This is a genomic window from Nostoc punctiforme PCC 73102, assembly GCF_000020025.1.
GTDB lineage: Bacteria > Cyanobacteriota > Cyanobacteriia > Cyanobacteriales > Nostocaceae > Nostoc > Nostoc punctiforme.
The window spans coordinates 3,910,741-3,935,197 of the sequence record NC_010628.1; the positions used below are offsets into that span (position 1 = coordinate 3,910,741).

At 45.2% G+C, this 24,457-nt stretch carries 7 protein-coding genes; all 7 read left to right on the plus strand.

Annotation, left to right across the window (positions count from 1 at the left end):
* Positions 1 to 75 precede the first annotated feature (75 nt).
* The 7 genes from NPUN_RS16005 (at position 76) to NPUN_RS37685 (ending at position 24,439) form a co-directional block, all read left to right on the plus strand.
* The gene (locus NPUN_RS16005) at positions 76 to 5,700 is read left to right on the plus strand and encodes a type I polyketide synthase (protein WP_012409602.1); all 5,625 of its coding nucleotides are present in this window, start codon (positions 76 to 78) and stop codon (positions 5,698 to 5,700) included.
* On the plus strand, positions 5,697 to 12,644 hold the full coding sequence (locus NPUN_RS16010; RefSeq protein ID WP_083782404.1) for a type I polyketide synthase: 6,948 nt from the start codon (positions 5,697 to 5,699) through the stop codon (positions 12,642 to 12,644). Before NPUN_RS16005 ends, NPUN_RS16010 begins: the two co-directional genes overlap by 4 nt.
* The gene (locus NPUN_RS16015) at positions 12,632 to 13,858 is read left to right on the plus strand and encodes a hydroxymethylglutaryl-CoA synthase family protein (protein ID WP_012409604.1); all 1,227 of its coding nucleotides are present in this window, start codon (positions 12,632 to 12,634) and stop codon (positions 13,856 to 13,858) included. The genes NPUN_RS16010 and NPUN_RS16015 overlap by 13 nt, the downstream gene beginning before the upstream one ends.
* A complete protein-coding gene (locus NPUN_RS16020) occupies positions 13,849 to 14,658 on the plus strand; it encodes an enoyl-CoA hydratase/isomerase family protein (RefSeq protein ID WP_012409605.1) in 810 nt (269 codons plus the stop codon). The genes NPUN_RS16015 and NPUN_RS16020 overlap by 10 nt, the downstream gene beginning before the upstream one ends.
* 65 nt (positions 14,659 to 14,723) lie before the next feature.
* Positions 14,724 to 15,470 carry a polyketide synthase gene (locus NPUN_RS16025; RefSeq protein ID WP_012409606.1) on the plus strand — a complete coding sequence of 249 codons (747 nt, stop codon included), beginning with the start codon at positions 14,724 to 14,726 and terminating at the stop codon, positions 15,468 to 15,470.
* Between the two features lie 59 nt (positions 15,471 to 15,529).
* Positions 15,530 to 15,793 carry a phosphopantetheine-binding protein gene (locus NPUN_RS16030; protein ID WP_012409607.1) on the plus strand — a complete coding sequence of 88 codons (264 nt, stop codon included), beginning with the start codon at positions 15,530 to 15,532 and terminating at the stop codon, positions 15,791 to 15,793.
* Between the two features lie 93 nt (positions 15,794 to 15,886).
* A complete protein-coding gene (locus NPUN_RS37685; RefSeq protein WP_052304621.1) occupies positions 15,887 to 24,439 on the plus strand; it encodes a type I polyketide synthase in 8,553 nt (2,850 codons plus the stop codon).
* Positions 24,440 to 24,457 lie beyond the last annotated feature (18 nt).

Genomic DNA, 24,457 nt, shown 5'->3' on the forward strand with positions numbered 1-24,457 from the left:
ATCACCATCTGCATCCATAGGTCGTTAATTTAATTCTTCATCCCAGCATCAGGGTAAAAACTAGAGGAAATAATTATGGGTAAACTTCCAGAGCGCATCACGAATCTTTCAGCTACTAAACTAGCGCTCTTGGTACAACAAATGCGTGCCAAAACTGATGGAATCGAACTGTTAAACGCCGAACCTATTGCAATTATTGGTATGGGTTGCCGATTTCCTGGTGGAAGTGATAACCCTGAAGCATTTTGGCAGAATCTTCGTAATGGTGTTGACGCTATTAGCGAAATTCCGCCAGACCGTTGGGATGCAGACGCATATTATGACCCTAATCCTGATGCACCAGGCAAAATGTATTCCCGATATGGTGGTTTTATTGGTCAAATCGACAAATTCGAGCCAGAATTTTTCGGTATCTCGCCACGGGAAGCGCAGAGTCTCGATCCCCAGCAACGGTTAATGTTGGAAGTCAGCTGGGAAGCGCTGGAAAATGCCGGGATTCCTCTGAATCAATTGCAGAGAAGTAAAACAGGCGTTTTTGTTGGTATTACCACCACAGATTACCTGCAATTGCAGACTGGTCTTGCAGATGATGAACTGATAAATGCTTATACAAATTCTGGCGGAGCAATTAATTTTGCGGCTGGTAGATTATCTTATTTTTTAGGATTACAAGGGCCGAGTTTAGCTGTAGAAACCGCCTGTTCGTCATCTTTAGTAGCAGTTCATTTAGCTTGTCAAAGTCTGCGTAATCAAGAAAGTGATTTGGCGATCGCAGCTGGTGTTAACCTAATTGTCATACCGGAGATGAACGTCAGGCTGTGTAAAGCCAAGATGATTGCCACTGACGGACGTTGCAAAACCTTTGATAGCAGTGCGGATGGTTTTGGACGTTCTGAAGGTTGCGGTGTTTTGGTACTGAAACGCCTTTCCCAAGCATTAGCCGACGGTAACAACATCGTAGCTTTGATTCGCGGTTCGGCAGTCAATCAAGATGGTTCTAGCAGTGGTCTCACCGTACCCAACGGATTAGCACAACAAGCAGTAGTACGGCAAGCATTAGCCAACGCCGGACTAGAACCCCATCAAGTTAGCTATATCGAAACCCACGGTACTGGCACATCTTTGGGAGATCCGATTGAGGTAAATGCCTTGGGTGCAGTGTTTGGTAAAGAAAAAACAGCTAATCAACCCTTAATGTTAGGGTCTGTCAAAACCAATATTGGTCATACAGAGGCAGCAGCAGGCGTAGCTGGCATCATTAAAGTAGCTTTAGCGCTACAGCATCAAGAAATTCCACCACATCTGCATTTTCAAACACCCAACCCTCACATTGCTTGGCAGGATTTACCAGTTGCAGTTCCGACTAAGCTGACACCTTGGCTACCACACGAACAACGCCGCATTGCTGGGGTAAGTTCTTTTGGTGCAAGTGGGACAAATGCTCATATAGTATTGGAAGAAGCACCTGTGAAGAAAGTAGGGGGAGCAGGGGAGCAGGGGAGTAGAGGAGAAGAAATTACAGAGCGTCCTTTACATCTATTAACACTGTCAGCCAAACATCCCCAAGCTCTGAGTGAAATTGCACAACGCTACATCAAATACTTTTCATCTCACCCAGATATACTTCTTGGCAACATCACCCACGCCTCACAAGTTGGCAGAACCCATTTCTCACATCGCCTTGCAATCATCGCCGCAGACAACGCACATATCCAACAACAGTTGCAAGCCTACCTCGACACCACCGAAGTCATCGGTATCTATCACGGACAGGCTAGCCAGCAAACTAAAAAAATTGCTTTTCTCTTTACTGGACAAGGGTCACAGTATCGCCACATGGGTCGCCAACTTTACCAAACTCAGCCTAGTTTCCGTCAAACACTCGACGAATGCGATACCTTACTGCAACCTTTGTTAGGCGAATCAATTTTACAGGTGATATTCTCTGACAATTTAGAAGATACTCGCCTCGATCAAACTGCCTACACTCAAGTTGCATTATTTGTTATAGAATACGCTCTTGCTCAACTTTGGTTGTCTTGGGGTATCCGTCCTCATGCTGTACTCGGTCACAGTGTCGGTGAGTATGTCGCTGCTTGCATTGCTGGTATTTTTTCCCTAGAAGACGCACTGAAATTAATTGTGCAACGTGCTGCTTTAATGCAAGGACTACCTCAAGGTGGAGGAATGGCAGCAGTATTCACCACGGTAGAGCAAGTTACACCGTTAATTGCTGACTATCCACAACAGTTGAGTCTTGCCGCTATCAATGGCGAACACAGCATTGTCTTATCTGGGGAATTAGAGATACTCACAACAGTGCTGCAAAAATTAGAAAGTGAGGGTATTGAAACCAGAAGATTGCAAGTATCCCATGCTTTTCACTCGCCCTTAATGCAGCCAATGCTGACAGAGTTTGCCAAAGTAGCAGCATCAGTAAAATATCAACAGCCGCAATTAGATATTATCTCCAATGTCACAGGTAAGATTGTCAGACATGAGGAAATGTCAAATGCGACTTACTGGGTAGAGCATATCCTCGCAAGTGTGCAATTTGCTGCCAGTATGCAGACATTGTATCAAGCACGATATGAGGTATTTATAGAAGTCGGTTCCCATCCGACATTGTTGGGAATGGCACGGCGCGAGTGTCCCGAACACTTGGATATGGAAGGATTATGGCTGGCTTCGCTGCGTAAAGGTAGAGAAGATTGGCAGCAGTTGTTAGATTCCGTGGCACAGTTGTATGTGGCGGGAGTAGAGGTTGATTGGCGGCGTTTTGAGGCTGATTATCCGCGCTCTCAGGTAATTTTGCCGAATTATCCTTGGCAAATACAGCGTTATTGGGTGAGTGATGGCAAGAAAAAGCGATCGCCCCTGCAAAAACTATTACATCCCTTACTCGGTCAAAGATTGCGATCGCCCTTAGCTGACACAATTATCTTTGAGAGACAACTCAGCACAGCCGATGTGCCCTTCATTGACGATCACCGTATCTACGGTATGGTAGTAGTTCCCACAGTTGCCTACTTAGAGATGGCTTGGGCAGCTGCTACGGAAGTCATTGGTAAGGGTGTTTGTGTTTTAGAACAAGTTGCTATCCGCGAGGCATTCGTACTGGCAGAGGGTGAAACCCGCACTACACAATTACTTCTCACACCAGACGACAAAGGATATACTTTCCAAATCTTCAGCTTGGCATCCCCGGAAAAAGAAGACGGAACCGCTTGGAATCTCCACGCATCTGGTAAGCTGCGAGTTGAGCCTATACCAGAACACCAAATCATTGCAGATTTCTCACCCACAGCACTACAAGAACGCAGTCTGCAAGAACTATCCGGTGGAGTGTTCTATCCTTGCTTACACAAACGCGGACTAGAATTTGGCTCTAGCTTTTTGGGTATAGAAACACTCTGGAAACTCCAGAACGAAGTGTTAGCAAAAATTCAAATGCCAGTATCCATCATGGCAGAGGCGGGTAATTATAATATGCACCCAGCCCAATTTGATGCTTGCTTGCAGTTGTTTTTGGCTGACTTACCCAGTGAAGATGATGTGTTCATCCCCATTGGTTTAGATAAGTTGTGCTTTTACGGGCAACCCACGACTGAGTTGTGGTCATATATGCGTCTGCACATTGGTAATACACCCAACCCAGAAACCTTTGATGTGGATGTCTGTATTGTAAATCCGGCTGGTGAGGTGGTAGCCCAAGTTGAGAAAATGCACCTCAAACGTGCGCCCAGAAAAGCTTTACAGCGCATTGCCCAGAAGAGTTTACATGATTGGCTGTATGAAATTAAATGGCAACCAAAAGTCCTACAGTCGCCTATCCAAGCTACTGTAACGGGGCATTGGCTGATCCTAGCTGACCACAGTGCGATCGCAGTAGAATTAGCCGAGTTCATAGAAAAATCTGGGCAAACTTGCAAGTTAGTCTTTGCCAGTCAGGAATACCATCGTCAAGACTTTGAACAACTGTTCGAGAATTGTGCAAAAGATCAAGAATTGCGTGGTGTAATTTATCTGTGGGGAATAGATTCGACTTTAACAGATAAAACTTCTGCCAGTTTCCCCGCTTTGCTTCAAGCTTTAGTCGCCGCAAAATTATCTCAGCAACCCAAGTTATGGTTAGTTACACGGGGTTGTGTACCTGTGGAGTTAAAACCAGGAGAATTGAGTATTGCCCAAACTCCTCTCTGGGGATTGGGAAGAACCCTAGCTGTAGAACACCCGGATTTGTGGGGAGGATTAATCGATTTAGATCCAGGAACAAGCTTAGTCGAGCAAGCATCAAGTTTGCGGACTGAAATTAACCATCCAACTGAAGAACAAGTCGCTTTTCGGGCTGGACAACGCTATGTACCTCGGTTGTTGCGCTATCAACCGTCATTCTCGGTAGAACCTCTAAAAATTAAATCTAACGCTACGTATTTAATTACGGGTTGTTTTGATGATATTCACGTGAATCTTGCCAGTTGGCTAATTGAAAAAGGCGCTGAACATCTCGTGTTGATGGGAGAAGGAGAACCTGCACCAGAAATTTGCGATCGCCTCAAGCAAATGCACGCAATTAATCCAACTGTAGTATTATTTAACTTCAGTAGCTCCAAGTCAGAACAAGTCGCAAATGTTTTTCAATATATTGAAGACAAACTGCCAAGTCTATCTGGTATCATCCATACCGAAGGTATACACGAAGACAGCATACTTTTACATCAAACACGAGATGGGTTTGGTAGAGTCCTCGCAGCCAAGGTAACAGGAGCCTGGAATCTGCATATTCTCACTCAGGAAATCCCCTTAGACTTCTTTGTAATGTTTTCCTCAGCGTTATGCCTACTAGGTTCGCCTGGACAAGGTAATTACGCTGCGGCTAACGCTTTTGTTGATGCTTTAGCCCACTATCGTCAATCTCTGGGTTTACCTGCTCTGAGTGTTAACTGGGCACCTTGGGGGCATCAAGATAATCCTATTGTCCGACGCTGGGCAACTTGGGGCGTAGATACAATTGATTGGCAACAAAGTTTGAAAATTTTAGAACAACTACTGACTGATAATGTCGCGCAAGTTGCCGTCATGCCAGTGCAGTGGAGCAAGTTTACTCAAGCCTTTCCTAGAGGAAAAAAAGAGGCAGAGGGGCAGAGGGGATGGGGAGCAGAGGGGAAAGAAGATGGACTTTTGCCCACAAGGGAAGGGGCTTATAACGAAAATATTTTTTCTGCTCTGCTCGTCTATCCAGGATCTCTGCTTTCTTCTCAACCGAAATCTTCGCCAGCATCCCAGTTATACGAACGTTTAGAAAACGCTCCTCCCAGCAGACGCAAAGACTTAATATTTGAAGCCGTACAAGGGGAGGTTGCCAAAGTCTTGCGGATGAAATCAGCCCAGGTAGATGGGAAAAAGCCTTTTAACACAATGGGTATGGATTCTCTGACAGCAGTGGAACTGCGAAACGCCCTCATGGAATTGTTGAAAGTAACATTACCTGCAACCCTTGTCTTTGAATATCCCAGCCTAGAAAGCTTGTCTGAGTATTTAGCTGAGTTGGTGATTCTCAAAATCCCATCGTCCGCAACAAAGGAACTACCTACTGCTCCCAGCAAGATTAACTTGGCTGTAGAGCAAATGGAACAGTTTTCCGAAGATGAGCTAGAAGCCCTACTAGCTCAAGAACTGGCAACTCTTAATGAGTCATGAAGATGAACACCCCAGAACGTACTGACCAGCTACGGCGGGCATTAGTCGCCCTAAAGGAACTCCGCACCAAGCTTGATGCCATTGAACAGGATCGGCAAGAAGCGATCGCCATTGTCGGTATGGGATGCCGATTTCCCGGAGGAGTTAACAACCTCGAAACCTATTGGCAATTATTGAGCCAAGGTATTGATGCTAGCCGGGAAATTCCCAGCGATCGCTGGTCGGTCGATAGCTTCTATACGCCTCATCCTGACACCCCTGGTAAAATGTACACCCGTCGGGGTAGCTTTATCGACCAAGTTGATGGCTTTGATGCCGATTTCTTTGGGATTGCGCCGCGAGAAGCAGTCAGTATAGACCCGCAACAGCGATTGTTGCTGGAAGTTGCCTGGGAAGCTTTAGAAAATGCCGGACAAAGCACAGAGAAATTAGAAGGTAGTGCCACTGGTGTATTTATTGGCATTTCCACCAACGACTACGCCCGCTTCCACATCAATAGCGGCGACCCCAATCGCATTGATGCTTACTCATTTATTGGTTGCACTCCCAGCGTAGTTTCTGGTCGTTTGTCTTACGTTTTTGGGTTACAGGGGCCAAGTCTCACCATAGATACAGCTTGTTCATCTTCCCTCACAGCCATTCACCTAGCTTGTGAAAGCTTACGCAAATGCGAGTGTAACTTGGCTTTGGCTGGTGGTGTCAACTTGATGCTGGCTCCAGAAACCACGATTTATTTTTGTCAGGTGAAAGCCTTAGCAGCAGACGGTCGCTGCAAAACCTTTGATGCTGCTGCCGATGGCTACGGACGAGGAGAAGGCTGTGGTGTCGTCGTACTCAAGCGTTTGCCGGATGCTTTAGCAGATGGCGATCGCATCTTTGGTTTGATTCGCGGTTCCGCCGTCAATCAAGACGGACGCAGCAACGGTATGACTGCCCCCAACGGCTCGGCTCAACAAGCAGTGATTCGCCAAGCATTAGCGGCGGCGGCAGTACAACCCCAGGAGATTGGTTATGTGGAAGCTCACGGTACGGGAACCGTCTTAGGCGACCCAATAGAGATTCGCGCCTTAGCATCGGTACTTTGTGCTGACAGGAGTCAAGATAATGCATTAATTGTTGGTTCTGTCAAGACTAATATCGGACATTTAGAAGCTGCGGCTGGGATTGCTGGAATTATGAAAGTAGTTCTGGCTTTACAGCATCGACAAATTCCACCACATTTACATTTCAAACAAGCAAATCCGCATATCGATTGGCAGGAATTACCGTTAGTTATTCCTACTCAGCTTACTCCCTGGATTTCAGACCGACTGCTGGCTGGGGTTAGCTCCTTTGGGATGAGTGGGACTAATGCTCATGTGGTTTTGGAAGCAGCACCGGTTGAAGAGGACAAGGGGACAAGAGGACAAGGGGACAAGAGGAATGATGAAAGCGATCGCGTTTATCTTTTACCTTTGTCTGCTAGAAGCCCGGAGGCTCTCAAAGAAATAGCTAAAGCATACCGAGAATTGTTATCAGGTTCGCTAAAGCTTGAAGATATTTGTTATACAGCTAGTTTACGGCGGGTTCATTACGAATATCGTTTGGGGTTAGTGGGAAATTCGGCGGAAGAATTAGCGAATCAACTTCAAGATTTCCTAGAAGATATTCCCAATTCTGATGTTAATTGGGGATATCAAGGTTCTAGCCGTCGCCAGCAAATTGCCTTTGTGTTTTCTGGACAGGGTTCTCAATGGCTGGGTATGGGGCAAGAACTCTTGACGCAGGAGCCTGTATTCCGGGAGGCTTTAGAAGAGTGCGATCGCATTATCCAATCTCATACGTATTGGTCGCTAATTGCCGAACTGTCCGCACCGCCAGAGAAATCCCGTCTGGATGAAACGGAAATCGCTCAACCTGCGATTTTATCTCTGCAAGTAGCACTAGTGGCGCTGTGGCGGGCTTGGGGTGTGGAACCAAGTGCAGTTGTAGGTCATAGCGTTGGGGAAATTACGGCTGCTTACGTGGCGGGTGTGTTGACTTTGGCAGATGCTTTGTGGATTGTGATACAACGTGCCAAACTGATGCAGCAAGCAACAGGCCACGGCAAAATGGCAATGCTGCATTTACCAGAGAAAGCTGTGGCAGAACTGATTGCACCTTATGAAGACAAAATAGCGATCGCAGCGATAAACAGTCCTTTTTCAACAGTCATCTCTGGTGCAATCGAGGCAATTGAAATTATCCTAGAAAAAGTCGAACAGCAAGGAGTATTCTGTCGCCGCTTACCAGTGAATTACGCTTTTCACTGCCCGCAGATGGACGGCTATAGTCGAGAATTAGAGAGAATTCTCGAAGATATTCAGCCAAAATCGCCATATTTGCAGATTTTCTCCACCGTTAGCGGTCAACCAGAAGATTCGCCTCTGCCCCTTTGCGCCTCTGCCCCTCTGCCTCTTTTTGACGCTGCCTATTGGGGGCGGAATATGCGGCAATCTGTACGATTTGCCGAGGCAATGGATAGTCTGATCCAAGCTGGATACAACCTGTTTGTAGAGGTTGCCCCTCATTCTGTCCTCGCCAAAGATATGCTGGAGTGCCTCAGTCAGACTCAGCAGCAGGGAACAGTTTTACCAACCATGCGGCGAGGAGATTCCACAGTCAGCTTAAGGTCATTAGCCAAACTTTACACTTTAGGACATAAAGTTAACTGGGATAATTTCTATCCCAATGGTGGCAAATTTGTACAGTTACCGACTTATCCTTGGCAACGCAAACGCTACTGGATTGAGCCAATACAGCCGAATGTTATTTCCACCACCGCTTCAGAATTATCAGATTGGCTGTACGAAATTCAATGGCAACCACAAGCATTATTAATCAAACAGCAGACCATTGCTCCTACCCATTGGTTAATTTTTAGCGATCGCTCTGGCATCGGTGAAACCCTAGAACGCATACTACAAGCCCAAGGACACACCACCACCGTACTTTACTGTACAGATGCATCTTGTACAGACGCGATTCATCGCGTCTCTAAAGTCTCCAACTTACAGATTGTCCATCTGTGGAGTTTGGATAACACTGAACAGTTAGTTAATTGTGGTGGCGTACTAGACTTACTACAAGCCTTGGCACAAGTAGAATTACCAGCAGTCAAACTATGGCTAGTAACCCAAGGCGCACAGCCTGTAGGGGAAATTAGCAAAGAATTGGCGATTGCCGCTGCACCGCTTTGGGGTATAAGTCGAGTCATAGCAATGGAGTGTGCTGAAATCTGGGGAGGCATTATAGATATAGACCCAGCAAGCACTCTAGAGGAAGCGGCTAACTTACTAGCCGCCGAACTATCTCAATCAAAGAGCCAAGAAAATCAACTAGCTTTTCGCCAACAGCAACGTTATGTGGCTCGTCTAACGCGGACAGTTGCAATTGTATCAACCTCACCTTTGAGCCTCCGAACCGATAGCACGTACTTAATTACAGGTGGATTGGGTGCTTTGGGATTACGGGTAGCCCATTGGTTGGTAGAAAGAGGCGCGCGTCATCTGTTATTACTCAGCCGTCGTCCTCCTGGAGAACAAGCGCAAGCAGCTATTCAGGAGATGGAACAGGAGGGCGCACATATTCAGGTTGCCTTAGCAGATGTCACCAATCAAGCTGAACTTAGCACCATATTACACAACCTGAATTATCCCCTACGTGGCATTATCCATGCAGCAGGAGTATTAGACGATGGCATACTACTGCGACAAACTTGGGAACGGTTCGCCAAAGTCTTAGCTCCCAAAATCGATGGAGCTTGGAATTTGCATCTTCTCAGCCGCGACTGTGCCCTAGATTTCTTCGTCATGTTTTCGTCAGTGGCTTCTTTAATAGGCTCCCCAGGTCAAGGGAACTACGCCGCTGCCAATATGTATTTAGATATACTTGCTCATTATCGACGACATCAAGGCTTACCCGCTTTGAGTATCAATTGGGGACCTTGGTCAGATGTAGGTATGGCAGCTGATTTAAATCATCGCAACCTTTGGAGTACTGAGAACGGAGTTAGTTACATTACTCCAGAACAGGGATTGCGCGCCTTAGAAGAACTGCTCAAACAAGGGAAAACTCAAGCCGGAGTCGTACCGATCGCCTGGGATAAATTCTCTACAGCCGTGCAACTACCATTGTTGCAGCAACTTACTACCAAGGTAAGTCAATCACCATCTCAGCCCTTCTTACTACGGCAATTGGAATCTACACCAGTGAGCGATCGCCGGGAATTGCTGATGTCAGCCGTACAAGACCAAGTGGTAAGAGTGCTGAGGTTAGATAATAGCCGCCCCATCGACCCGGAACGCCCCTTGCAAGAAATGGGTATGGATTCCCTGATGGCGGTAGAATTGCGAAATACTCTCGGAAAGTTGGTAGATAAAACTTTACCCGCAGCTTTGATTTTTGACTATCCGAGCATCTCAAATTTGACAGAGTATTTAGGTAAAGAATTGGGGATATTTGCGACAACTGCATTACCGCCGACTGTGGAGAGTCGGGAACTATCACCTACAGAAGCGATTGCTGTTGTGGGGATGAGTTGTAGATTCCCTGGGGCAGATGATTTAGAGAGTTTCTGGCAACTCTTATGTAATGGTACAGATGCAATTCGAGAAGTACCGGGCGATCGCTGGGATGTAGATGAATTTTACGATCCAGACTTGTCTTTTCCTGGGACGATGAATACTCGCTGGGGCGGCTTCATCAATAATATAGACCACTTTGACCCCCAATTTTTTGGTATCTCTGCCAGCGAAGCCCGCAGCATGGATCCCCAGCAACGCCTACTCTTAGAAGTTTCCTGGGAAGCTTTGGAACACGCAGGCTATAGTTCCGAGCATCTGGCAGGTAGTCAAACAGGAGTATTCACAGGTATCAGCACTTGGGATTACTTCACACTACAACTAGACCCACCTCCACGGGGCGGTACAGGGATGGCTTTGAGTATTGCAGCTAACCGTCTTTCCTATCTCTTAGATTTGCGCGGGCCAAGCATGGCAGTTGATACGGCTTGTTCTTCTTCCTTGGTAGCGGTTGATTTAGCCTGTCAAAGCTTGCGGAACGGTAAATGCGATCTGGCATTAGCAGGGGGTGTAAATATCATCCTCTCACCATTAACTACCGTTGCCTGCTCCCAAGCGGGGATGATGGCTGCTGATGGACACTGCAAAACATTTGACCAGCGAGCTGATGGTTATGTCCGGGGAGAAGGCTGTGGCGTAGTCGTACTCAAACGTTTATCCGATGCTCTCAGAGATGACGACCATATTCTGGCTCTGGTGCGTGGTTCTGCTGTCAATCAAGATGGACGCAGCAATGGTTTAACTGCCCCTAATGGTTTAGCCCAACAAGCTGTAATTCGCCAAGCCTTACAAAATGCTGCCGTCACTCCCGACGGCATCAGTTACGTTGAAGCCCACGGTACAGGCACAGCTTTGGGTGATGCCATTGAAGTAGAATCCCTGTGGACAGTACTCAAGGAAGGTCGCACTGACAATCAGCCTTGCCGGATCAGTTCTGTGAAAACTAATATTGGTCACTTAGAAGCAGCTGCAGGGATAGCTGGTTTCATTAAACTAGTGCTGTTGTTGCATCGAGAACAGATTCCTCCTCACCTCAACTTGCAAACTATCAATCCCGTGTTGAATTTGGAGCAAACCCAGCTACAAATTCCCACCTCCTTGCAACTGTGGAAACGAGGTGAGCAGCCGCGATTAGCGGGGATTAGTTCTTTTGGCTTTGGTGGGACTAACGTTCATGCAATTGTGGAAGAAGCACCCTTGGAGAAAGCAGGGGGAGCAGAGGAGCAGAGGAGCAGGGGAGAAGAAATTATAATTGAGCGTCCTTTGCATCTACTTACGCTGTCAGCAAAAAGTGAATCAGCTTTGCAAAACTTGATTGGGCGTTACCACCACTATTTACAGGAAAATACAGGCGATCGCTTGGCTGATATCTGCTATACCGCTAATATGGGACGTAGCCATTTTGCTCATCGTCTAGCATTTGTGGTCAATTCTCAGGCGCAGTTACGAGATACCCTTGCCGCTTTCAATGTAAGAGAAAAAAGTCCTGATGTACTGTACGGCAAGCTTGATACTCAACGCCAGCCAAAAGTTGCTTTTATTTTTGCTGGTGAAGGTTCGCAGTATGTTGGTATGGGTAAGCAGCTTTACAAAACCCAGCCGCAGTTTCGCTCAATTTTAGAAGATTGCGATCGCCTCCTACAACATCATCTTCAACAATCCCTACTTGCAATCCTCGAAGATGAATCACTGTTAACACAACCCCGTTACGCTAGTCCTGCTGTATTCGCCTTGGGATACGCCTTAGCCCAACTTTGGCGCAGTTGGGGCGTACAACCTAGTGTAGTCATGGGTGGCGGAGTTGGTGAGTATATCGCCGCTTGTGTGGCTGGCGTGTTCAGTTTGGAAGATGGTTTGCGGTTAATTACTCAGCAGGAATCATGGGCAGAATTCGAGCCAATTGCCAAGCAGGTGAAATTTCAAGTGCCCCAAATTCCGATGGTGTCAACCTTCTATGGGCAACTGTTAGCTGCTGACTATATCCCAGATATTGACTACTGGAGACGATGCTGGCAAGCACCAGCGTTATTTAAAGGAGCAATGTTAGCCCTTACACAAAAAGGGTGCAATTTATTCTTAGAGATTGGCTCTGATCCCCAATTATCCGAGATCCAACAGCAAGGTACTTGGTTACAATCAATTGACGATTGGACAGTATTATTACATAGCATGATTGCATTTTATATCAATGGTGTAGCAATTGATTGGCAAAAGTTTGAACAAGGATATCAGCGTTGTCGTGTGGTCTTGCCGACTTATCCCTTTGAACGAAAGCGGTACTGGCTCGATCCGGCAGTTATCAGATCCTTTAGCAAAAAGGAGGAAAATTTATGCAACGAGTAGGAATTGAGAAAATTAATTTATACGCTGGTCGTTTCTGTGCTGATGCCCTGGAATTAGCTAATTTACAAGGTAAAGATTTGGATTACGTGTCTAAACAAGTAAAAGTAAAGACACGTTCTGTAATTCCTGCCTACGAAGATACAGTTACCTTATCGGTGAATGCAGCCAAGCGCCTCCTTTCCCCAGAAGATGCGCGGGATATCGAATTGTTGATTGTGGCAACGGAATCGGCTGTGGATTTTGGCAAACCTGTATCTACTTGGGTACATCGGTATTGTAATTTACCTCCCCATTGCCGTAGCTTTGAACTCAAACACGCCTGCTACGGGTTGACAGCAGCCGTCAAAACAGCAGCAATGTGGCTGCAAGGAGGACTTACCCCTGGTAAAAAGGCATTAGTTATCGGCTGTGACTATAGCCGTCCTCACCTTGATGACCGTGATAATTTTATTGGCGGTGGTGCAGCTATTGCTATGCTGATTAGTACCGATCCCAAGGTATTTGAAATTGACTTGCATCCCGCAGGCTTTTGGACTAATGAAATTTCTGATACCTTCCGTCCGACTGCGAGAGTTGAAATTGGCGACAATCAAACCAGTCTTTACTCTTACTTAGATGCTTTGGAAGCCTCTTACACCCACTACGAAAAACTTGTGGGGGGAGTAGATTATGACAAGGATTTCCAAAAACATATTTATCACACACCCTTTCCGGGAATGCCCTTACAAGCGCATCGGACTTTGCTGAGTTTATTAGAAGTTAACGACTCGAAAATCTATGAGGAGAATTATCAAAAAAAGGTACAAGAAGGCATTTACTTCGCCCAGCAGGTAGGTAGTACTTATGGCTCATCTACATTCTTATGTTTGCTAAGTTTGTTACACTATGCCCAGGATTTACACGCAGGTGATCGCATTTCGATTTTTGCCTATGGTTCTGGTTGTCAAGGTGAATTTTATCGCGGCACTGTCAGTCCGGGTGCAATTGAATACATCCGTTCTTTGGATATTGACCGTCATTTGCAAGAACGTTTGCCATTATCTCTGATGGAATACGAACTTTTGGAATACGCACGAGAAAAATATATTGATGCGCCTGATTATCAACCCAAAAGAGACAGTTTCCAAAACGCTTATGACAAACTCTATGCCGGACAGGAACTGTTGGTATTAAAACAGGTAAAAAATTACTACAGGCAATACGAATGGAGCTAAAGTTAAAAGCAATTGAGTATCAAATAGATTCAGGAGTCGCTCACATCACATTATCAGCACCAGAAACTGGTAATGCTTTGAACGGCGAGATGTTGGGACAGTTTTATCAAGCTTTGCAAAATGCGATCGCTAACCCAACTTGTCGAGTTATTGTAATTTCTAGTATAGGCGCTGACTTTTGTACAGGGATGGACTTTAACGCCATCTTTGCCAATGGTTCCCGTCCTGATTTAGCGCCACTGCATGCCTTTCGTGATTGTCTGTTACTAATTTATAGTTCTCCTAGACCAGTCATAACCTGTGTGACAGGTAATGTTACAGGTGGTGGCGTGGGTATAGTCGCTGCATCCGACATCGTACTCGCCGAGGAAAATGTTCTATTCATGCTGTCAGAAGTGCTGGTGGGGATGATTCCTGCTGTAATTACGCCCTTTTTATTGTGTCGTCTTTCCTCCTCCCAGGTGAAATATCTCACTCTTAGTTCTAGAGGTATTGATGGAAACGAAGCCAAAAATTGGGGACTGGTGGACGAAATTGCTAGTGATGGGATGAACGATACACTCAACCGCCAGATTCAACGTTTATTCTATTCTTCACCGGAAGCGATCGCCGAAAGCAAACAATATTTTGACACATTTATCGGTCAAGATTTGCGACACCAAACCGAATTCGCCATGCAACGCCTACAGAAATGGTTAGAACAACCCCAAATTACCACAGCCATCCATCAGTTTAGTGAAGGCTATTCACCACCCTGGTTTCAAAAATATAGGAGGAATAGCACTAATTATCCAAAATAAGCCTACAAATATAAAACTAGATTCTGACTCTCTTAATTACGAACTCCGAATTACAAATTAGTATTATGTCCGAAATTGTAACTCTTTCATGTTTAGAAGATGGGATTTATCAAATCAATTTAAATGATCTACAAAACGATAATCAACTCACAGATGAGTTAGTTGATATTTTTTTAAAAAAAATAGCAGAATGCGCTAAAAATCCTCATTTAAAGGTATTGTTAATAACAGGTCTTCCTAAGATTTTTTGTGGTGGTGCTAGCTTAGATGTACTGCAAAAATTGCTGCGTGGTGACACAGAAGTTAAAGACCTCTTACTACCAACAGAACTATTACGGTTTCCCGTTCCCGTAATCGCAGCAATGGAAGGACATGCCGTAGGAGGCGGATTATTAATTGCCTTATGTTGCGATGTAATTATAGCCGCACAAGAAAGTCGTTATGGCGTGAATTTTGCTGGATTAGGATTTACCCCTGGCATGGGAACAACATCTTTACTTCCATCATTAGTCGGTCCATTATTCGCCCATGAAATGATCCTCACTGCCAAACTTTACAAAGGTAGAGAACTACAGGGAAGAGGACTATTTAATGATGTCGTCCCCAAACAACAAGTCATAGAAGTAGCGATGGATATCGCCCGCAACATTGCCGAAAAACCCAAGCACGTATTGGAAATGGTCAAGGATACTTTGGCACTTCCCCGCCAACGTGCTTTACAAGAGGCTATGTCTCGCGAACATCTAATGCATACTGTATGTTTTAATCATCCAGATACTCAATCTATTGTCAAAGATATGTATATTTCCTAATAATAACAGTAGATTTTATCAGCGTTTAATTATTCTTTTTGGAGATTAGGAGAAAAATCATGGTGCAACAAACAGTTGAGCAACAAGTCCTGAATGTAGTTACCAAACACATGCGCTTGAACATTGAAGGTTTAGAAAATGCAAACATCGATCCAACAAAGTCAATGCGCGATTTGGGTGCTACCAGTTTAGATGCAGTAGAGATTGCCTCAGCTTCGATGAGAGAGTTAAAAGTGAAAGTTCCTAGAACCAAACTCGGCAGTGTTAAGAACATTCAAGAACTTGTAGACTTACTTGCTGAAATCAAAATACAGCAAGGGTGAAAAGTGCTAAGACGCGATTAATCGCGTCTGTACAAGAAAGAGTGCTAAGTCAAAATACTAGTCCCCAGTCCCCAATCCCCGGTTCCCCCTGTTATGAAGAACACTAAACAACAATACAACAAGGAAGCGATCGCTGTTATTGGTATGGGATGCCGATTTCCTGGGGCAAAAAATCCTGCTGCTTTCTGGCAAATGTTGCGGGATGGGATGAATGCTATTACACAAGTTCCCGCCAATCGTTGGTCAATGGATGACCTCTACGACCCAGATTTGGCGACCCCTGGAACGATGAATAGCCGTTGGGGAGGGTTTCTGCAAAATGTAGACCAGTTTGATGCTAAATTCTTCGGCATTTCTCCCGGTGAAGCCGCAAGTACAGACCCGCAGCAGCGTTTGTTACTAGAGGTAGCTTGGGAGACTTTAGAAAATGCTGGTTTAAATCCGCAACAAGTTTCAGGAAGTCAAACAGGAGTATACATAGGCATTGGTAGCAACGATTATGCCAATGTTTGCTTTGAGGATTTGACTCAACTAAATGCTTATTTTGTGACAGGCAATGCCCTCTGTACAACAGTGAATCGCCTGTCTTACTTCTTTGGTTGGCAAGGGCCGAGTCTGGCATTAGACACTGGCTGTTCTTCATCCCTGGTTGCCATCCATCTTGCCTGCCAAAGTTTGCGAACAAGAGAAATTGACCAAGCTTTGGTAGGGGCTGTTAACCTGATTTTGTCACCCAAAGCTAACATCGGATTATCCCAAGCTTGGATGATGACATCAGATAATTGTTGCAAAAGTTTTGATGCGGCGGCTGATGGTTACGTGCGGGGTGAAGGTTGCGGTTTAGTTTTGCTCAAGCGTCTAGAAGATGCCATTAGGGACAAAGACCGGATTTTAGGGATTATCCGGGGTTCAGCCGTTAATCAAAATGGCTTTGGGAAAAACTTGACTGCACCCAATCAACTAGCACAGCAGTCAGTTATCAGTCAGGCGTTGGCAAATGCTGGAGTTGAACCACAACAAATTAGCTATATTGAAGCCCACGGAGTCGGCACACCCTTGGCTGATGTGACGGAAGCCAGCGCCCTTAAAGCAGTCTTGCGGCCAGAGGGGGATACTCTACCGTGTTTTCTCAGTTCCGTCAAAACCAACATTGGACATTTAGAACCGGCTGCGGGAATTGCTGCTTTAATTAAAGTTTTACTGTGTTTCCAACACCAAGAAATTCCACCACACCTTCATTTTCAAACCCTAAATCCAGATATTGGCGATGATTTTCCCTTTATCATTCCCACCACAGCAAGTCCTTGGGAATTGAACAATACACCTCGTTTGGCTGGAATTAATTCCTTTGGTTTGGGGGGAACTAATGCCCATCTTGTTTTAGAAGAACCACCATTGGAGAGAGCAGAGGAGCAGGGGAGCAGGGGGACAGAGGAGCAGAGGAGCAGAGGAGGAGAAAATACAATTGAGCGTCCGTTACATTTGTTGACGCTATCAGCTAACAGTGAAAAGGCATTACGAGAATTAGCTAATCTTTATAATACACATATTGCTAAATCTGTCAATATTTATTTGCCAGATATTTGCTACTCAGCAAATATAGGTAGAGCAGCTTTGAAACACCGCTTGGCTATACTGGTGGATACATTTGAAAGCTTGCAACAAGAATTATCAGCCTTCGCCAGTGAACAAGAGGCGGGAGAATGGTTTTATGGTCAACAGAACTCTATTAAAGTTGGATTCTTGTTTACAGGACAAGGAACACAATACATTGATATGGGTCGTGAACTCTACGATACACAACCTGTATTTCGTGAGGTACTGGAACGTTGCGATCGCCTACTCACCCCTCATTTAAATAAGTCGTTATTATCAATACTTTATCCTGAATCTGGTAGCAAACTATTACTACACGAAACCGCTTACACCCAACCTGCTTTGTTTGGCCTAGAGTTCGCCTTAGCAGAAATGTGGCGTTCCTGGGGAATCAAGCCGTATTGTGTTATGGGCTACAGCTTAGGTGAATATGTCGCTGCTTGTGTTGCGGGCGTTCTCAGCTTGGAAGATGCCTTAATTTTAGTAGCAAAGCGGGGGCAACTGATGCAGCAGTTACCGCAAACTGGGGCTATGGCTTGGGTATATACCTCAATAGACAAAGTAATAACAGTACTCTTGCCATATCAGCATCAGGTTGGTATCGCTGCCATCCACGGCCAAGAAGAAATCTTGATTGCTGGTAAAAGTCAAGCTGTGCAGCAAATTCTCCAACAGTTGAAAAGTGAGGGCATAGCTTTTCTCAAGCTGAAGATAAATCAAGCCTTTCACTCTCCAGCCGTCGAGCCAATATTGGATGCAATGGAGGAACTTGCTGCCACATTCACCTACAACCCACCGCAGATAAATTGGGTTTCTAGTGTGACTGGAAAATTAGTGGAGGCGATCGCACCCCAACATTGGCGTAATCATCTCCGAGATACATTACAATTTTCAACGGCAGTTGATACCCTAATTGCTCAAGGTTGTAACCTGTTCCTGGAATTAGGGCCGAGTTCGACCTTAGCGGAAGCAGGTAAGCGATATCGACCCCAAAGTGAGGAAATTTGGTTATCTTCTCTGAAAGAAGGATTTGAGGATTGGCAGCAGGTATTATCAACACTGAGTGCCTTGTATGTACAGGGAGCAAATGTTAACTGGGCAGGATTTGACCACAATTACCAACACCAACGCCTAGAACTACCAACTTACCCTTTCCAAAGAAAGCGCCATTGGATAGACGCAAGAACGCAAAGACCGGAGATAAATTTTGTAGGGACGCGAAATTTGGCATTTCCACTGTGGGAAAACTTGAATTTAGAGGAGATGTCAGCTAGTCAGCGTTGGGAAAAACTGCAAGCCTACGTGCAAACTGAGGCAGCAACTGTTCTGGGACTGGAACCGACAGAGAAACTCGACCCAAACGAGGGATTTGCTACCTTGGGGATGAAATCTCTAATGGCAATTGAGTTAAAAAACCACATTCAAACGCAACTAGGACATTCTTATTCCCTAGCCGCTACCTTGGCATTTGATTATCCCACAATTACCACGCTCACAGAATATTTGGGTAGGGAAGTCCTAAATTTAGATTCTCCCTCTACTAACCATGAAAATCTCCCCCAATCTTGTAAAGACGCGATTAATCGCATCTCTACTGAAGATATTGCCATTATTGCGATGGGTTGTCGCTTTCCTGGAGGTGCAAATAATCCCGAACAGTTCTGGCAAATCCTCCAAAAAGGTATCGATGCTATTACAGAAATTCCCTCGCAACGCTGGAACTTGGATAATTACTTTGACTCAGAGCCAGAAACACCAGGTAAAATGTACACCCGTCACGGAGGATTTATTGCAGACATTGACCAATTTGACGCGCAGTTTTTCGGTATCAGTCCCCGTGAAGCCATCAGCCTCGACCCACAACAACGCATACTGTTAGAAGTAAGTTGGGAAGCTTTAGAAAATGCGGCTATTGCACCACAGAATCTTGTAGGAAGTCAGACAGGTGTGTTCATTGGTCTGATTTCCAACGAGTATATGCAACTGCAAATTCAGCACAAAGACCCAGAAAAAATTGATGCTTATTACGGTACAGGCGGTATTGGTAGTGCAGCGGCAGGGAGGATATCTCATAGCTTGGGGCTGCGCGGGCCTAGCTTGGTAGTGGATACTGCTTGCTCGTCCTCGCTGGTTAGCATTCATTTAGCAGTTCAAAGCCTGCGACGTGGAGAGTGCAATTTAGCATTAGCGGGTGGCGTAAACTTGATACTTCTGCCGGAGACGAATATTTTCTTATCAAAATCCAAGGCTGTAGCTGCCGATGGACGCTGTAAAACCTTTGATGCTTCAGCTAATGGCTTTGTTCGAGGAGAGGGATGTGGTGTAGTTGTATTGAAACGACTCTCTGAAGCTTTAGCTGATAATGACCCAATCTTGGCTGTAATTCGGGGTTCAGCAGTGAATCATGATGGACGTAGCAGTGGTTTTACCGTCCCCAGTACAACAGCGCAACAAGAATTGTTACATCAAGCATTAGCTAACGCCAATGTAGAAGCCCAGCAGGTGAGTTATATCGAAGCTCATGGGACTGGCACATCCTTGGGAGATCCGATTGAGGTTGGTGCATTAGCATCTGTACTCTGTGCAGGACGTTCTTTTGAACAGCCACTAGTAATTAGTTCCGTTAAAACTAACATTGGTCATTTGGAAGCAGCGGCTGGGGTAGCGGGTTTGATGAAGGTTGTTTTGGCTCTACAGCATCAAGAAATTCCGCCACACTTGCACTTGCAACAACCTAATCCGATGATTGCTTGGGAGCAATTGCCATTGAGTGTCCCTACATCTGGGCAATCTTGGGTAGTTAAGGACTCGGCGCGGATTGGTGGGGTGAGTTCTTTTGGGATGAGTGGTACTAATGCTCATGTGATTGTGCAGGAAGCACCTTTGGGGGGAGCAGGAGAGCAGGGGAACAGGGGAGCAGAAATTACAATTGAGCGTCCTTTACACTTACTCTGCCTTTCTGCTAAACATTCCAATTCCTTGCGACAATTAGCTGAACAATACATCGACTATTTGGGCAAGCATGGCGATATTTCTTTGGCTAATATTACCTACACTGCCCAAGTCGGACGTTCTCATTTTTCTCATCGTTTGGCTGTTATTGCCTCATCTCATGCCGAGATGCAAGCAAAGCTGGAGGAAGCAGAGTATGACTATCAAGTAGATAGTGGAAATTTCACCAGATGCGCCTTTTTATTTACTGGGCAAGGGTCGCAGTATGTAGGGATGGGAAGACAACTGTATGAAACCCAACCTGGTTTTCGTCGGATATTAGATGAATGCGATCGCATTCTCCAACTTTTCCTCAACAAATCCATCCTATCAGTCATCTTTGCTGACACCACAGAAAATCCACTCCTCGACCAAACTGCCTACACTCAACCAGCTTTATTTGTCTTAGAATACGCCTTGGCGCAACTGTGGATTTCTTGGGGTATCCGTCCCTCTGCGGTGCTTGGCCACAGTGTCGGAGAATATGTGGCTGCTTGTGTGGCTGGTATTTTCTCCCTTGAGGACGGATTGAAATTGATTGCCCACCGCGCCCGCCTGATGCAGGCATTACCGCAAACAGGAGGTATGGCTGCGGTTTTCGCCAGCGCAGAAGTTGTAGAACCCTTGATTGCATCCTATCCTCAACAACTCAGTATTGCTGCGTATAACGGAGAACAAAGTTTAGTTATCTCAGGCGAGATGCAGGCATTAACAGCAGTTTTGCAAAAACTAGAAAGTCAAAGCATCGAAACGCGAATTTTGCAAGTATCTCACGCCTTCCACTCGCCGTTAATGGCATCAATGTTGGCAGAGTTTGAGCAAGTTGCCCAGCAAATTGCCTATCATTCCCCACAACTGGAAATCGTTTCTAATGTTAGTGGGAAGTTGACAAATAATGCAGAGATGTCTAATGCTAGTTATTGGGTAGAGCATATCCAAGCCAGTGTCTATTTTGCTCAAGGGATGTCAGCACTTTATTCCGCAGGCTACAAAGTATTTTTAGAAGTCGGTTCTCATCCCACTTTAATCGGTATGGCACAACGAGATTATCCAGAAGAGTTGGATAATCAAGGTTTATGGCTAGCTTCGCTACGCAAAGGCAAGGAAGATTGGCAACAAATTTTAGAAAGTTTGAGCCAGTTATATCTCCAAGGAGTAGAAATTGATTGGCTCGGATTCGAGAACGGCTATACACGAAATAAAGTAATATTACCCAACTATCCTTGGCAGCATCAACGCTATTGGTTTGAAACCACTACCAAAAAACTAGTAGTACACTCACAATTGCATCCCCTGTTAGGTCAACGCCTACATTCTCCACTGTTCAAGAGTTTAGTATTTGAGAGCGAATTCCACACAGATAATTTACCCTTTCTAGCCGATCATCGTATCTACGGGTCGATAGTTGCACCGGGAGCATCTTATATTGCTATGTTGACCCTAGCAGGTAGGCAGATTTTCGGAACTAATGCAGTGTCTCTTCAACAGATTACGTTTCGAGAGCCTTTAATTATACCTGAAGATGGCAGTATCAAAGTGCAATTGATTTTGCAACTGGGCAAGAATCAGGATTATAGTTTTGAACTATTCAGCTTAGAGGGTAATGAGCAGTGGTGTCTCCATGCAACTGGTGAGTTATCTACCTTGTATACTACGAGAGAAACTTGCTCTTGGACAGAAATACAAGCGCGTTGTCCTGAAAAATCCACTGGTTTGCAGGTATTTTATCAGGATGTCGGAGATACTGGGCTAGATTTGGGTGTAACTTTTCAATGGATTGGTGATTTCTGGCGACGAGATGGGGAAGCTATTTGTCAGATGCAAGTACCACCAGGTTGTGAAACAGAGACTAAGTTATATCCATTACATCCGGGGCTGATAGATTCTTGTTTGCGGCTGTTAGGAGGTACTTTACCAGCAGAGATTCGAGACGCTGATGTTTATGTACCGATTAGTTTAGGTGGCTTTCATCTTTGGCAAAATCTGGACTTGAGTCAGCCATTATGGTGTCACGCCCGCCTGCAAAGCAATAATCCAGAGATGATAGTAGGAGATGTACAATTATTAGATGAATCTGGACAAGCGATCGCTCAATTCTCGGAACTCTGTTTAAAGCGATCGCCACAGCAAGCATTACTCAAGCAACCAAATCTCCAAGACTGGCTTTATCAAATCACTTGGCAACTCCAAGGACGAACAATTACGCAATCATCTTTAGTAGCACAACAGCAATATTGGATACTTCTAATTGATGAAGATGCTGTAGGTACAGAATTGGCAAAATTGTTTCAAGCTAAAGGTGAATCCTGTGTGGCAGTCATCCCTAGTTATACTTACCAATCTTTAGAACAAGGTAAAATTTACATTAATCCAGCTGAACCCCAGCATTTCGACCGACTGCTTCAAGAAGTCTCAATTCAACCAGGAATAGCTCTCCACATTGTACATTTGTGGAGTTTGGCTACTGGAGATTTGCTAGATTCTACACAAATGCGTATCTGTGGTAGTGTTTTACATTTAACTCAAGCCTTAGCTCGGATAAATTTCCCACTAGCTAGGCTGTGGTTGATTTCTAGGGGTAGCCAGTCAATTAATCTACAATCTGAAATCGCCCTGTCTCAAACACCTCTCTGGGGATTGGGGCGAGTTATAGCAACAGAATATAGCGAAGTTTTTGCAGGGCTAATTGATTTAGATCCCCAAAGTTCAACTGTAGAAGCTGCAACTCAGTTGTGGGCAGAATTTTCCCATCCAGAATTGGGCGAACAAGTCGCCTTACGGGGAAATCAGCGCTACGTCTCCCGTTTGCAACGCGTTCCCAACACCATAGATTTCTCTGCTTCCTTTAACCCTTCCCTTGGGACTTACCTGATTACAGGCGGACTAGGAGGACTGGGGTTAACAGTGGCGAATTGGTTGGTTGAGCGAGGTGTGCAACACTTAGTATTAGTGGGTAGGCGATCACCATCTGATAAAGCGAAAAGTGCGATCGCCTCCTGGGAAAACGCTGGCGTGCAAGTTACAGTCACCCAAGCAGATATTACACAACTTGAACAAATACAAAAAATACTTGAGGGCATTGAACCTCAGTTTCCCTTACGAGGTGTTATCCATGCAGCCGGAATTCTAGACGATGGGATTTTACTCCAACAAAACTGGGAGCGATTTACTAGGGTAATGGCTCCGAAATTACAGGGTGCTTGGAATCTGCATATCCTGACTCAAGATAAACCTTTGGAATTATTTGTCTTGTTCTCCTCCGTTGCTTCTGTGTTGGGAACCACAGGACAAGCAAACTACGCAGCAGCAAACGCCTTTCTTGATGGGTTAGCCGATTATCGTCGCTTTCAAGGGCTGGCGGGATTAAGTATCAACTGGGGGGCGTGGGCGGAAGTGGGAATGGCTGCAACCTCTACAGGTTCTCCAGTGGGAGTAGAGAAAATTTTACCCCAACAAGGATTACAAATCTTGGCAGCATTGACGCATCAAGCCAATGCTAGACAAGTTGCGGTTTTACCAGTGCGCTGGTCAAAATTTATCGCCCATTACTACACCCAAAAAGTGCCGCCTTTGCTGAGTGAGTTTGTTGATTCAAGGCAAACCCAAGAGACTGCACAGCCAGTATTAGCAGCGAAACCATATATTTTACGACAACTCCAGGAGGCTCACACCGCAGATATTCAGCAAATTTTATTTAATTACATCCGTGACGAAGTAGCAAAAATCTTACGGTTCAATTCATCTGAGGAACTGCAACTGCGTCAGCGTTTATTTGAAGTGGGGTTAGATTCACTCATGGCAATCGAGTTGAGAAATCGTTTGCAATCAAGTCTAGAGTGTTCGCTGCCAACCACCTTGTTATTTGATTATCCCACCTTAGAAACCTTAACTAAATATCTTACTAATGATGTTTTGGATGTGAAAACGGCATCTCCACCGCCAAAAAGCGATCACCCTGACACCGAAATCAGCGATATTCAACAGCTTTCGCAAACAGAACTAGAGCGATCGCTAGCGGCAGAATTAGCCAGCATTGACGAATTAATGAAAAAAATCTAATCCCAATCAACAAGATAT